The sequence below is a fragment of the Legionella sp. PATHC032 genome (assembly GCF_026191185.1).
Classification (GTDB): domain Bacteria; phylum Pseudomonadota; class Gammaproteobacteria; order Legionellales; family Legionellaceae; genus Legionella.
Map to the genome: position 1 here is coordinate 2,492,975 of NZ_JAPHOV010000001.1, position 14,292 is coordinate 2,507,266.

Consider the following 14,292-nt stretch of genomic DNA (forward strand, 5'->3'; position numbering starts at 1 on the left):
CATTACCCCGCAATATGTATTGGCATAATAGAAAACAGCTGTTTTTCCTGATAAAAAGAATACAAACGCTCACTCATAGCTTCTTGTAACAAGCTATCAATCATCGAACCTGAATTCAATCGCTTAAGAATTAACTGCATCGCTAAATCCAGCCAATCTGTATTTTGCAAATCATCAGAAAGTATCTCCTGATTATAGTGCCAGAACTGCAAACAACAACTGGCGGCAAAAATCCAGCAATATTTTTCTGCCAAACGAAAAACGGCTAAACTGCGTGGGTCAAATAATTTCTCATCATGTAAACGGATGATTTCTTGATCCAATTTTTCAATTTCATGACGTATTGTAGTGATCAATGGATTGATTGGAATTGAGTTTAACGACAGGATACCAGCCAATACATCATCTTCTTCATGAGTAAACAAACCGAGTCTATCCTCCTTAAAAGGAGGACAAGACAAACGAACATTAAAAATTTTCTCAATTTTTTCGGAATGCTCTCCCTGATTTTTACCCCGCATGCCTGCCTGGGGCAACAAATTACCAGCAATAAGGGATAAATTAACTTGAGTACTTCCATCAAACAAGCCAACCACTTGAATGTCGCGTCTTATTTTCTGAAAAATAGCCCATTGCGTGGTTCTCAGATAAGCTCTGGCGCCTAGAATAATGGCACACTGTTCTGCTATATCTTCTCCAATATGCGGAATAAGGAATTTAATAATCGCTGACCAAAGACTCATTTTTTCCGGTATTACCGTACAGGCGCGAACCATAACCTGAGCAGTGCAATCCGCGATTAATAAAAGAGTAAACAATTCGCCAAGCCGCTGTTTTACTGCGGGTATTTCAAACACTGATTTGCCATACAGTTGTCTTTGTAAGCTGTAAGACAACGCCAGTCTCAAAGCAGTATCAGCGCCCCCTATCGCCAAACAGGCACATAAGGTTCGCGAAATCTGGAATACCTTATAAGTTATTTCCAAACCACGTTGTTCCTTCCCTATTAATGCATCCTTTGACACTTTCACTTTATCAAAAGAAAAACCACTGATGTCTAACCCTCTGACCCCATGAGTTGGCAGCTTGGGCGTTGGAGAAATGCCCTTTTCAGCTGATTTTTTATCGATATAAAACAAAGAAAAACCTAATAGCCCTCCCTTCTCATTAGTACGACACAACACCACAGCATATTCGCTCAAGGTTGCAAAATTAACACACCATTTTCGTCCCGAAATTTCCCAGCCATCTTCAGTTGGTTTGGCATTCATCTTATTGGAAGTCAAATCGGTTCCATGCTCTTCTTCTGTCAAAGCCAAAGCTCCTATTTTTCCCTGGCGAAGACTTTCACTTAAATATTTCTTTTGCCTGGAACTTCCAGCTATCCATATTGGCAATGCAGCAAAGAAAGCCAATCCAAACATAATAGCCATAGTGATATCACGCCTGGCCAACAACCTGGTTAAAGTATATAACTCATCAAGGGAGTTCAACTTACCCCCTAAATATTGGGGTATAGCATAGTCCAAATAACCCCATTGTTTAATGAATTCTATTGGTGACGAAGCCAATATTTCCTGCTCATCAGCGAGCAAAATTTGTTGAAAATTAACAGGAGAATTGTCATCCAAAGGATTACCCAGGCATGACTCAAAAAATTCAGACAGTTGTATCAAATGTTCATAAGAAGTCATTATTTTCCTTATACAATAGAGTGCTTTGCCAAAGGCATGATTTCCATTCTTCTATATAAAAACTCCAAATGAGACGCAAGGCGACTGCGAATTTGCGCTGGTTGGATAATTTCATCAATCAAGCCCAAAGAATAAGCCTCCATGAGAGAGTCGTCAATTTGAGATTTTTCTGTCAATTGGGGCTGTGATGATTCCTGTGCTGGTTGACCATCCATAGCTTGCACCTTGCTGGTCGTTTCCTTACCCATAACGCCCAGATTTGCTGTTTCCAGAGCCAAAACCAAATCTCCATTCTGTGATTTGGTTTGCATCATGAGAAAAGCAGCCGCTCCATAACATTTACGCACGATGACACTTAGCCTTGGCACTCTGGTTTGCATCGCCACACAAAATCTTGCGCCATGTTGCAATAACCCTTTTTGCTCTTCTCTTTTACCAGGCATAAAACCTGGAACATCGATGAAAGTCAAAATCGGTATAGAATAAGCATCACATATTCTTATAAATTTGGCTGCTTTTTGAGCCGCATCGGAATCGATAGCTCCACTGTAACGAATGCTTTGATTAGCGACAACCCCTACTGCAAAACCGTGCAGGTGTACAAAAGCACAAATCATTGCCTGTCCATAAGTCCTTTTATACTGGATAACGTTTGAATTATCCACGACAGCCTGAATTAAATTGAGCATATTAAATGGTATTCTGGGATTTGCAGGAATATCAGGAATGGAATGATTAGGCTCCATGATAGGATGTACAGGCGGACGTTCATTGGTATGTAGAGGAAAAAAACCAAGCATCGTTTTCACATGGTTTATTTGTGCGGTTACACTATCATCCACGAAATCAGCAATACCCGTTGTCGTTGCATGCAGTGTTGCGCTCCCCAGTTCGCTCATAGTCACTTTTTCACCAATAGCCTGTTGTACTACCGTAGGACTAGTCACCATAAGATAGCTTCTATGCTTGTTAAAAAATAATAAATCCATTAACACAGCGGAATACGCCGGCGCTCCAAGAGTGGGTGCAAGTATCACCGCAAATTGTGGAATAATTCCTGACAGTCTAATATTTCGAGCAATAATTTGCGTGTATTCGTCACCACTTAATAAATTTTCTTCGAGAGAAACTCCAGGAGACGCTAAAAAGGCAACGATGGGAATGCGTAATTTTTCCGCTTTATCCATTAAATGAATAATTTTTCTAGCACCTTGTCGGGTAACATAACCCCTGTTGACTGAAGAATCATGGGCATAAATTGCTATTGGCCTTTGATGCACCTTAGCTAATCCGGTAATCACCTCAGCGCCAGGAAGGGAATGAGTTTTATTATCCGGAATATATTCAGAACCTATTGGTAAAAAGCTTTGTTCATCAATTAAATTATCTATCCATTTAATTAACGTCTTATCGGTATGTTGGGAAGACATGTCTCTTTCCTCTTACAATATTCAAATCTTGAACCTCAGACTATCTAATTTGGAAATTAGTTCAATAGTCATAATAAAGCCTAGCGTTGTGGAACTTGCGCTCTGACGCAAAAAATTTAAAAAAGCCTACCAGGCTATCCTATCAAGTTTAAATTATAGAAAATTCGCGAGTGTTTAACTAACCCATCTTTATTTTTGAAACACATCCGTTGCCTTTAATTTAAACATCAAAGCGAAGGTTTAACTCAACCGCATGGGTTAACAATCCCTTGATGTCATGCTGCCCTGCATAAAATTGTGTTTGCCCAGTCATACCTGGATTGGTGATAATAGTGCTCTGACTTGCTTGAAAATCTGTGGTTTTAAATAAACGGTACTGCAAAATTGTTGTTGCTTTCTCGCTCACCGCGTAATTAATACCTGCTTTAAACTGCCAAGCAAAGGCTGTTCCATATAGAGATGGACTATTTTGCATAGCCGGCGCTGTTTCAACTAGAGGGGTATTGGGATCATTAATATTAATGGAATTATTGGTTTGCGTACTACTTGATCTTAACCAGGCCAGTCCTAAACCAGCACCTAAAAAGGGTTGTAGTTTTCCCACATTAATTAAATCATAGCTTGCATTAGTCATAAAAGAATAAATGTTAGCTCTTGTTGTTATCTTACTAATGGGGTTATTAGCCTGCTGGGCGTAGATTGCTCCAGTTGTACTGTTTTGTTCAAGCCAACTATAAGTACCATAAGTATCTCTTTGTATGTTTTGATACAAAAATTCTAAGTCTCCATGCCAATTGGGACTAAAATATTTCCCGACTGCCAGATTAATTCCATAACCATTTTTAAACTTATTTTGCCAATTGATATCAGGCAGAGTAAATAAACTGGTGCCTATTGCAGTTGGCCCATACAACACCGAGTTGGAATTTGAAATATGACTAGTAGTAGTATTGGAAAAAACGGCTCCTAAACCAGCATTAACATAAAAAGCCATGGATGGTGCTATGCCTAAAGTCCCTGCCGTAGCATTGTATGCTAAACTTAAAAATGCAGATGAAACTAGCGCATATTGATAAAATTTCACGAATAAATCCTTTTAATTCTTACAGCTAACTATGAGCTCACTTTGTATCATGAATCAGTAAAAACATAAACATTTTCGGCTAAAGAAAATAAGTCTAGTGATATGGAGCTTTTTGTAAAAGCTATAATTCCAAGAGTTTATTTAAATTTTAAGAGTACGTTTTATCAGCAGGAATATAAGCAATGATGCGCTGGCAATAAGCATGATCCGGTATTTCATAAGGAACCTATCTCGCATCAACGATGTATCCATTAACACCAGTCATCCAGACAAAAGAGTTATCCTTTATTCTACTGGGTAATGTCCACTTGGGCTTCAACTGCCTGATTTTAAACAGAGCGCTTATGAACTTACTTTTTGTGTTGATAGTACTTTCAGACAGACCAAACTAAGAAAACAAATCCCGTAATAATTTGATCGCTGGTATTTTTTAACTACGATTGCAAAAATTGAGGTTTGTAAAGAGGTCTATATAATCTTTTCATGTCCCTCCTGCATGATCCCATTTTTTAAACAATGCTAGCATTTTCAAAGATCATGGGTATATAACGATGTTATAGGCGAGGTTCCAATCTGATATTTTAAATTTTTGCATCAGGGCGCAAATTCTAGAGCAATTGGTCAATACTTAATTACCAAAATAGGCTACTCTTAATTGTATAAGTTTAGAGCTCTTTATACGAAAAAGATAAAAATTCTTGATCTGGTAGAATAGAAAGAGTGTAATTTCAATGACCATCTCTTTACATGCTCCAGACAAGATAAGGACGCTTTATGAATATTTTACAACCTGGTATACAATTTGAAATTACTGGGGCATCAAGAGTTTTACCTGAATCAGGCCCTATCACAAACCTGGAAATTTTAAAGAATTTTCCAAGAACTGCGGATAAAGCTCAAGGCTTTCTCGAAAAATTCGCAGAAAAAATAGGCGAAGAATTCGGTTTTCATACACGATACTGGTGCCACAAACCATGGGAATCACTTGATAACTCAAGAGAACTGTCTTCTGAATCATTAGCCATTCAAGCAGTAAAAAAGCTTATTGAGCACTATAGGCCAGAAGAGATTGAAGCATTTCTCTTGGGTTCCACAACCAATAAACGCTTTACAGGCTCCCAAGCGGCTGCCGTGCTTGGAAATCTGGGATTAAATGCGCCTGCTTACGATTTAAAAACAGGTTGCTCCACCTCTTTATCAACTTTGCATTTTGCCTATGCATTGATGGCTTTAGGTTATCAAAAAATTTTGGTTTGTTGCTCTGAAACGCTTTCCAAAGTGATTGACCCTGAAAACGAAAAAACCTGGATAGGTTTGGCTGATGGAGCAGCCTCATTACTTTTGGAAAAAAGTAATGAGGGGTCTTTTACCATTGAAAAGAGTTTTTTTTCTACTGATGGTCAATACGTCGACGCATTTACGACTCAAGGGGTATTTCCGCCAACTCATGAGCAAATTGATTCAGTCGGTTATCATCTTGTGGGTGATGAAACCTTAATGAAAGAATTAGCCTATTCCAGATACATGCAAATGCTTGATAACTTATTGGCAACAGAAAAGGAAAAAAATGAGATCACATGGATAATTCCACATCAGGTCAATCGAAAATTAATAGACCAAGTGCTTCATGAAAATCATTTAAACAATAAAATAATAATTTGGGATGCCGATACTATAGGCAATATAGGTGGCGCATCTATTCTCTATACATTAGCAAAGGCAGTGGAGGAAAAATTGTTTGACAGATCAGGAAAAATTCTCCTGATGAGTGTAGGTGGTGGCCTGTCCTATGCGGGGCAAGTGCTAAACTATCAAAAAACCTCATTTAGCAATTAAGGTATTTTATAGTGAAAAAAGAATATTTGCAGTGCCAGTCTCTGGTTGACGTTGTAAGGTTAAGAGCTTTACATAGCCCTAGCAAGAAAAGCTGTACTTTTCTGAACAAAGAGTTAGAAGAGATAATGACTTATGAGCAACTGGATCAACACGCCAAAGCCATTGCCGCAACTTTACAAGAAGAAGGAGCACAACCTGGTGATAGGGTCTTGTTATTGTTTGCACCTGGATTGCCCCTTATCCAGGCCTTTTTAGGCTGTCTTTACGCGGGCTGTATTGCTGTACCAATTTACCCACCCGCTCAAGAAAAATTATTGGATAAAGCACAACGCATTGTTGCCAACTCAAAACCGGTAATAGTACTGATGATTGCGGATCATATCAAAAAATTCACTGCAGACGAATTAAAAACAAATCCCAGATTCCTGAAAATTCCTGCTATTGCGCTTGAGAGCATTGAGTTAAACAAAAGCAGTAGTTGGCAACCAACTTCTATTAAGAGCAATGACATTGCGTTTCTACAATACACTTCAGGCTCAACTATGCATCCTAAGGGAGTGATGGTAAGCCACCATAATTTGCTGGATAATCTGGGTAAAATTTTTACTTCTTTTCATATGAATGATGAAACCATTATTTTCAGCTGGCTGCCCCCCCATCATGATATGGGTTTGATTGGCTGCATTCTGACACCCATCTATGGTGGAATTCAGGCAATCATGATGTCTCCCTTTTCATTTTTACAAAACCCGTTTTCCTGGTTAAAGAATATTACCAAATACAAAGCAACTATAAGTGGCAGCCCCAATTTCGCTTACGATTATTGTGTCAAACGAATCCGGGAAGAAAAAAAAGAAGGGCTGGATTTAAGTTCATGGATAACCGCGTTCAACGGCGCTGAGCCAGTGAGAGCAGAAACCATGGAGCATTTTTATCAGGCATTTAAAGAGTTTGGATTTCGTAAAGAGGCCTTCTATCCATGCTATGGCCTGGCCGAGGCCACTTTGTTAGTGACCGGAGGAACACCAGGAAATCCATACAAAACGCTAACTTTGGCCAAAGAGCAATTTCAGGATCATCGCGTGCATTTTGCAGACGATAACAGTCCGGGCAGTTACAAATTAGTCAGCAGTGGTAATCCTATTCAAACAGTTAAAATTATAGATCCTGACACCTTGACCCCATGTGATTTTGACCAGGTTGGTGAAATTTGGGTACAAAGCAACAGTGTCGCCCATGGCTATTGGAACCAACCCGAAGAAACAAAGCATGCATTCCAAGGGAAAATTAAAGAAAATGAGAATAGCCCAATCTATTTAAGAACTGGGGACTTGGGCTTTCTCCATGACAATGAGTTATACGTTACTGGGCGGATTAAGGATTTAATTATTATTTATGGTAAAAATCATTATCCCCAGGACATAGAGTACAGTCTGATGCATTCTCATCTCCATCACGTATTGGGGAAATGTGCTGCTTTTGTGATTCAGGAGGAACATGAATACAAACTGACTGTGATGTGTGAAGTAAAAAATCGCTTCATGGATGACGCGGCCCAAGACAATTTATTCAATGAGATTTTTGAACTGGTTTACGAAAACCACCAATTGGAAGTGCACACTATAGTCCTGATTCCACTCAAGGCAATGCCACATACTACCAGTGGAAAAATTCGCAGGAATTTTTGTCGAAAACATCTTTTGGATAAAACTCTGCCAATAGTTGCTACCTGGCAACTCAATAAAATTGAGGAATAAAATCATGCATTTTTTGGCGCCAGATGTTCCGAATAAAGTAGCAATTACTCAGGATAATCGAGCAATAACCTTTGATGAATTAACTCATGAAGTTTTAGACTGTTCAAAGCAAATCCTGAAACTTCCAAAAACCGTCATTATCCTTCATGCAACACCCGGGATTGAATTTATTATTCAACTATTAGCCTGTTTGGAAACAAATCGACCCATCGCCCTTTTCCCCAATTCCATTTCAGAGGAAGAAAAACAAATACGACTGTCTCTTTTGGGTAATGCCATAATGATAAATGAAAAAGGGGAATTACTGGAAACATATGAAAATAAAACGATCCAGACTCATCCTCAGATGGCACTTATTCTCTTCACCTCAGGAAGTACAGGAAAAGCTAAAGCAGTTCAACTATCAAGCATCAATATCAAAGCCAACTGCCATGCTGTTATTAAAGCGCTGGAATTTAAAAAAGTTCAAGATCAATTGTTGTTTTTACCTTTATCCTATTCCTTTGGCCTTCTGGGTCAATTGTTACCTGGTTTAATGTTTGGCCTGAGCACCCGACTAATCACTCATTTTACTGACATTAAAATGCTAATGGAACAAGGTACTATCCCTCAAATGTGGAGTGGCGTACCCTCTCACTGGGTAGCAATTAATGCCATAGCAAAACGATACCCTGACAGCGCAGCCAAAATTAACGCGATTGTTTCTGCTGGTGCTCCTTTATCCACGGCTCTCAGGGCGGATTTGAAACAAATATTTCCTAACGCTATCATTTATAACAATTACGGATTAACCGAAGCATCTCCGAGAGTACTGACTTATTCCAGTGATGATCCTTTATTTACAGAAAATTATGCGGGCTACCCTGTTGGCGATTGGAAGGTCAAACTGTCTGCTGAACATGAATTATTAATTAACGGCACTCAGATGATGCTGGGTTATCTTGGTGAAAAAGACAGCACTAAAATACAAAATGGTTGGTTATCTACAGGAGATATTGCAGAAATATTACCCAATGGCTTAGTAGCAATTAAAGGCCGACGAGACAGCCTTGTTAATATTGGGGGAGAAAAAGTTAACCTCTCTGAAATCGAGCAAAAAATTTGCCAAATTGATGTGATAAAAGAGGCCATTGTTATCCCGCGGGAAGATAAGATATATGGAACACGATTAATTATCTGTATCGAAAAAAAATCGCTGCCCTCTCCGATTTCTGAGCAATATTTAATAGAAAAAATACAAACACATTTGCTACCCAGGAAATTGCCCATTCAAGTGCATCTCATGCCATCCCTGCCCAGAAATCAACATGGGAAACTGGACAGGAACGCACTGGTTTTGGATATTGACGACCTTGATAAGAAGGAAAAAAATAATGCTGAGTAATCGAATAGAACAAGTACTGGAACGAATTGGGCTTACCAGTCTTCCTGAAAACAAACAGGCGAAACTTGAGCAAGGTGGTTTGGATAGTTTAATGCTGGCCTTGTTAATCATTGAGTTGGAACGGGAATTTGAAATTAAAATCCCTGTCATTCCACTGGAAAAAGAGCGTTACGAATCGATCAATACTATTGAACAATATCTCATTGAGTTGGGGGCAAAATGAATATCCTGATTACTGGCGGCTCCTCTGATATTGCCCAAGCCATAGCAAAACGACGCAGTGAATCAGGCGATAAAATCATCATTACCTGTTCTAATGACACCAGTCTTAATAAAACTCTTGCAATATACCGCCAACAAAACATTGAAGTAACGGGTTTCATTTATAACTTTTCAGACCCTCAAGCTTGTGAAAACGATTTGGAATTGATTTTAAAAGAACCACTCGATGGGATCATATTAAATGCGTTTACTCGGGTCACCCAGCTGCGTAAACTACACGCATTACCCTATCACGCGGTGCGTGCTTACCTGGATAACAATCTCAATGGCAACATTTGGCTTATTCATCGTTTATTACCTGCCTTACTAAAAAATAAATTCGGGCGACTAGTCCTCATTTCAAGTCTTTCAGCGACAGCTGGCACCAGTCGATACCCCGTTTATTGTGCGGCAAAGGCTGCTCTGGAAGGATTATTCTTAAATTTGGCTGTTGATTATAGTGCTAACAATATCTTGTCTAATATAGTACGCGTAGGCTTAATTAAAACCTCCAGAACAGAGCAATTTTGGAAAAATCCAGCCTATCAGGAAAAAGTAATACAAATTATTCCACAGGGCACTATGGGTGAACCAACTCAAGTCGCGGAAGCCATTGATCCACTTTTGTCAAAAACCTCGTTTATGACGGGATCAGTTGTAACAGTCAGTGGTGGTCTGCCTTTAATGCGTTCAGAAGGATTGTTGTCATGAATTTTTTCCGTTGTGAAAAACCCATCTATATAAAAGGCCCTTTTGTTGCGCTTCCCGAGAGAGTCATGAGCAACCAAGATGTTCTCAATTGGATGAACAGTACCCAAAATCCAGCCGTGATTGGGTTTTCGACTGGAATTAAAAACCGGCATTGGGTGAATGAGGATCAAGCTTGTAGCGATCTGGCTGTACAGGCAGCTGAACGATTGTTTATAGAAAAACCCAAGGAAAAACAAAAAGTGATTCAAGTGATCCTGGCCACTATCTCCGGGGATTATCCCTCCCCGCCAAGCAGCCCTCTCGTACAATACAGACTTGGTCTGCAAAACGCCGGGGCTTTTGATATAGGGGCTGCCTGTGCCGGATTTGTTGTCGGTTTGCATACCAGTGCTGCTTTAGCACAGACCAATGGTGGTTCGGTATTGCTCATAGCCAGCGAAATTCGCTCCAAATTCTTAAATAAAAACAATTTTGCAACCAGTGTTTTATTCGGTGATGGAGCAGCAGCATGTTGTGTTTCTCAAGATAAAGAAGAAGCTGATTTTCGCTTTATAGCGTCTGCGTTGTTTGCCGACGGTGAAGTATACGATGCCGTCTCAACCCCGGCAGGAGGTTCCCGTTTGCCCGCCGCGGTTTGCAATGATCATGAGCAATTTTACATTACCATAAAGGAAAGTACCGCTTTATTTGTAAAAGCGGTACATGGTATGGCAGACAGCGCCAAGGATTTTTTAAAAGAATTAAATCTGACAATCTCTGATATCCAATGGCTTGTCCCTCATCAGGGAAATAAAAATCTGGTTTTGTCGGTAGCAAAACAATTAGGTTTTCCTGAAGAAAAAACGATAAAAACTGTTGAGGAAACAGGAAATACCTCAGGCTCCAGTGTAGGCATCGCTTTGGATCGACTGAGATCGGATGGCAAAATACAATCCGGAGAAAAGGTACTTTTGGTGGCAGCAGGTGGAGGAGGAATTGCAGCCTGTTCTTTATTGGAAGTTGTCTGATTTGGCTTCGTTGTTTGTTGAGGCATTTTACCCATAGCTGTCAAGCTAAAACTATTTACTCTTATAGAGCTACTATCCGTTCAGGCTGAGGAAGCGCTTGAGCGCTGTCTCGAAGCCTTGTTGGTTTTTTGGGTAAAGGCTTCGAGACAGCGTAAACGCCTCCTCAACCCAAACGGATAATTAATCTATAAGAATAAGCAATTTTAGATTGGCGGCCATGGAGCAAAATGCCCAAGCTCACTACAAAAAATGGAATAAACGATAACAATCAGGCTTGCGTAAAATCATACAAATCTTTATAAGTATGAAAATTCATCGCGTCTTCTTCACTGACCTCTAATTGATATTCTTCACTGAGGATAGCCAAAAGCTCAACTATTTTTAAAGAATCCAAATGTAAATCCTCTATTAGTGCTGTATCATCATGAATATCATCGGCTTTGGAGCCGGATAATTTACTAATAATTTTTTTCAACTCTTCATCGGTAATTTTCATTAATACCCCTTAATTTGAAATAGCGTCATCTTGCAATCCAAGATAATACCATGCGACTAAAGAACTTAAACCTAAAATCAGTAATATCATAGCTAAAGAATATTGACCATACCCTTTAATTCCTGCAATAAACCCGCTGGCCAGTGCTGCACTTAAATCCTGCATGCTGGCATATAAAGCTCCAACTGTTCCAGCCATTTGCGGAAAAGGATGAAAAGCCCCGGCAAAAGCATTAATAAATGTAAATCCGGCACCAGCACTGAATAATGTAATTGGAATCATAATAAAATAGATTTGCGACCAACCCAGCATCGTAATAAGTAACAGGCTTAAACCACCGGCAATCATAAAAAAAACACCGGTACAAACCATAAAGGATATTCCTTTACGCATGACCAGCTGACTGTTGACAATCCCGCTAAAACAGATGGCACCCGCAATAAAAAAGGTTAAACGCCCAAATTCCAAAGGACTCAATCCCAAGGTATTTTGAAATAAAAATGGCGCAATCGTAAGATAAGAAACCATTCCAGCAAAAGCGAAGCAAGCACACAGTGTATATCCCAAAAAGACCTTGCTACATAATAAAGCGAAATAATTCTTCGCCATCACTTTGATTTTTGTAGCTTCAGGATTTAAGTGTTTATTCGTTTCAGGAAGAATACTAAATGCCAAAAGCCAAACAAGGATTCCAAAAACAAATAAGAACAAAAAATTGGCTTTCCACCCAGCCCTCTCTTGAATAAATCCACCTAAAGTAGGTGAGGCTGCCATAATAAAAATACTGACAACACCGACATAAGAACCAATTTTAGCCAGCAATCGATCGGTGAACAAATCTCTGACCAAAGATCGCCCCACTGAATTGCAACACCCAATTCCAAATCCCTGCAGAAATCGACCCAAAATTAACACACTGACGCTGGGCGCAAAAAAACAAAATAAACTACCCAATATACTTAGTCCAACACCGAACATTAATGGAGGTTTGCGCCCTATTTTGTCTGATAAGGGGCCATAAAAGATATGAGATATGCTTAAACCCAACATAAATATAGAAATGGTTAACTGAATCGACGCTTCTGTGCTGTTCAATGCTGTGGTAATCGCCGGAAGAGAAGGAATATATTGATCGGTTGTAGTTTGCATCAAAGCCATCAACATTAATATGACAAAAACTAACCAAGGATCTATTTTAGGGGTATCGGTTGGACCTGGATGTTCCTGATGCATCAAATATCCTTTAGAATGATTTCTAACTAGGCTGATAACAATATCATTATTTACAAGCAAAACAAAAGTATTAGAAAATAAGGCATAGGCCACAACGTCTGCAAAATAGAAAATACCCATTGCGAAACGTCTATCACTGTTCAAAGGATATTTATGGATATAAATTTAATGGTTTTTGCCTCACCTCTTTTCCTGATCTTCATAGGAATTGAAACTTGGGTAGCCTATTATAAAAAATCCGGCGTCTATCAACTAAATGATTCGGTCAATAATTTCAGCAGCGGCATTCTTGAAGAAATTGGCGCACTCCCCATCAAGGGTCTGATTATTTATGGCTACTATTATTTATATGAGCATTACGCTATTTTTAACGTTAATCCTCAATCGATTTTTTCCTGGTTGCTTTTATGGATCGGAGTTGATTTTTTCTATTACTGGTACCACAGAGCAAGCCATAGAAACAGTTTCTTCTGGATAGGTCACTCAGTTCATCACCAAAGTGAGCACTTTAACTTATCTGTTGCTTTAAGACAGGGTTATTTCCAAACATTAACTTCCTGGGTGTTTTATTTGCCCTTGGCCCTGATTGGTTTTCCAACCTGGATGTTCGTCATTGTCGCTTCTATCAATACCATCTATCAATTCTGGATTCATACTGAATCCATCCGGAAAATGGGTTGGTTTGAAAAAATATTTAATGCCCCCTCTCATCACAGAGTTCATCATGGCAAAAACCCTCAATACATAGATAAAAATTATGCGGGAAGCCTGATTATTTGGGATAAACTGTTTGGCACTTTTGAACCTGAAGAGGAGCCGGCTGATTATGGAGTCACCGAACCCCTGGATTCATGGAATCCTTTTTATGCCAATGTCAAAGTGGTCAAAGATATTCTGCATTACGGTAAAGGGCTAAAAAGCAAGTGGGATCTATTACGTGCGTTCTTTATGCCTCCAGAATGGATCATTCATCGCTTGCAACAAGAATGCTACCCTGTTTCAAAAAAAATAACAGTTAAAAAAAATGCGCAGTCACCCGCAGTTTATATGCTAACCAATACTGCATTTGCAGTTTTCTTATACACTTATCTATCTCTTGTTTTTGATCCTGCTATTGTCACATCCTGGCTGATTGGAGCATTAATTTTACTGACACTTTATACTCTTGGCCGAGTTGCAGATGGCAATACCAGTATTTTTTATTTAGAAATATTACGCGCAACATTGGTGCTTTTAATACTATTGCTATTAAAAAACACTTTGTTATTGTCACTCGGTTTCAGTGTTTTGTTTTATGTCATCAATTATGCCTTATGCACTACTTTTCCTTATAAAAGAACCGCATCTTCTTTCTGAGAAGCGGGCATTGTTCGATGATGATTAACCCTTAGTATATGGT

At 39.2% G+C, this 14,292-nt stretch carries 12 protein-coding genes; 7 read left to right on the forward strand and 5 right to left on the reverse strand.

Features of this window, described 5'->3' with window-relative positions; genetic code table 11:
- Positions 1-2 precede the first annotated feature (2 nt).
- The 3 genes from OQJ02_RS11090 to OQJ02_RS11100 all read right to left on the reverse strand — a co-directional run bounded on the left by OQJ02_RS11090 (position 3) and on the right by OQJ02_RS11100 (position 4,208).
- Positions 3-1,694: an acyl-CoA dehydrogenase gene (locus tag OQJ02_RS11090; protein WP_265719097.1), complete on the reverse strand. Its 1,692-nt coding sequence runs from the start codon at positions 1,692-1,694 to the stop codon at positions 3-5.
- 8 nt (positions 1,695-1,702) lie between these two features.
- A complete protein-coding gene (locus OQJ02_RS11095) occupies positions 1,703-3,124 on the reverse strand; it encodes an acyl-CoA carboxylase subunit beta (RefSeq protein ID WP_265719098.1) in 1,422 nt (473 codons plus the stop codon).
- A 220-nt stretch (positions 3,125-3,344) separates the two neighbouring features.
- Positions 3,345-4,208, reverse strand: coding sequence for an outer membrane protein (locus OQJ02_RS11100; protein ID WP_265719099.1), 864 nt, complete (start codon positions 4,206-4,208; stop codon positions 3,345-3,347).
- A gap of 774 nt (positions 4,209-4,982) precedes the next feature.
- Between OQJ02_RS11100 and OQJ02_RS11105 the strand changes: the two genes are divergently transcribed.
- From OQJ02_RS11105 to OQJ02_RS11130, 6 genes are read left to right on the forward strand one after another with little or no spacing between them, the layout of a single operon-like run.
- Positions 4,983-6,044 (forward strand): 3-oxoacyl-ACP synthase III family protein, encoded by a 1,062-nt coding sequence (locus OQJ02_RS11105; protein ID WP_265719100.1) that lies wholly within the window; start codon positions 4,983-4,985, stop codon positions 6,042-6,044.
- 11 nt (positions 6,045-6,055) lie between these two features.
- The gene (locus tag OQJ02_RS11110; RefSeq protein WP_265719101.1) at positions 6,056-7,801 is read left to right on the forward strand and encodes a fatty acyl-AMP ligase; all 1,746 of its coding nucleotides are present in this window, start codon (positions 6,056-6,058) and stop codon (positions 7,799-7,801) included.
- A 4-nt stretch (positions 7,802-7,805) separates the two neighbouring features.
- Complete coding sequence (locus OQJ02_RS11115) at positions 7,806-9,185, forward strand: class I adenylate-forming enzyme family protein (protein WP_265719102.1); 1,380 nt, start codon at positions 7,806-7,808, stop codon at positions 9,183-9,185.
- A complete protein-coding gene (locus OQJ02_RS11120) occupies positions 9,175-9,408 on the forward strand; it encodes an acyl carrier protein (protein WP_027222332.1) in 234 nt (77 codons plus the stop codon). Before OQJ02_RS11115 ends, OQJ02_RS11120 begins: the two co-directional genes overlap by 11 nt.
- Positions 9,405-10,157 carry an SDR family NAD(P)-dependent oxidoreductase gene (locus OQJ02_RS11125; RefSeq protein ID WP_265719103.1) on the forward strand — a complete coding sequence of 251 codons (753 nt, stop codon included), beginning with the start codon at positions 9,405-9,407 and terminating at the stop codon, positions 10,155-10,157. The genes OQJ02_RS11120 and OQJ02_RS11125 overlap by 4 nt, the downstream gene beginning before the upstream one ends.
- The gene (locus tag OQJ02_RS11130) at positions 10,154-11,164 is read left to right on the forward strand and encodes a 3-oxoacyl-ACP synthase III family protein (RefSeq protein WP_265719104.1); all 1,011 of its coding nucleotides are present in this window, start codon (positions 10,154-10,156) and stop codon (positions 11,162-11,164) included. Before OQJ02_RS11125 ends, OQJ02_RS11130 begins: the two co-directional genes overlap by 4 nt.
- Before the next feature lie 268 nt (positions 11,165-11,432).
- Here OQJ02_RS11130 and OQJ02_RS11135 read toward each other — a convergent pair whose 3' ends face one another.
- A complete protein-coding gene (locus tag OQJ02_RS11135) occupies positions 11,433-11,660 on the reverse strand; it encodes an acyl carrier protein (protein WP_027227276.1) in 228 nt (75 codons plus the stop codon).
- Between the two features lie 9 nt (positions 11,661-11,669).
- Positions 11,670-12,893 (reverse strand): multidrug effflux MFS transporter, encoded by a 1,224-nt coding sequence (locus OQJ02_RS11140; protein ID WP_265719105.1) that lies wholly within the window; start codon positions 12,891-12,893, stop codon positions 11,670-11,672.
- A gap of 153 nt (positions 12,894-13,046) precedes the next feature.
- Here OQJ02_RS11140 and OQJ02_RS11145 point away from each other — a divergent pair, with 153 nt between their 5' ends.
- Complete coding sequence (locus OQJ02_RS11145; protein WP_265719106.1) at positions 13,047-14,249, forward strand: sterol desaturase family protein; 1,203 nt, start codon at positions 13,047-13,049, stop codon at positions 14,247-14,249.
- Positions 14,250-14,292 lie beyond the last annotated feature (43 nt).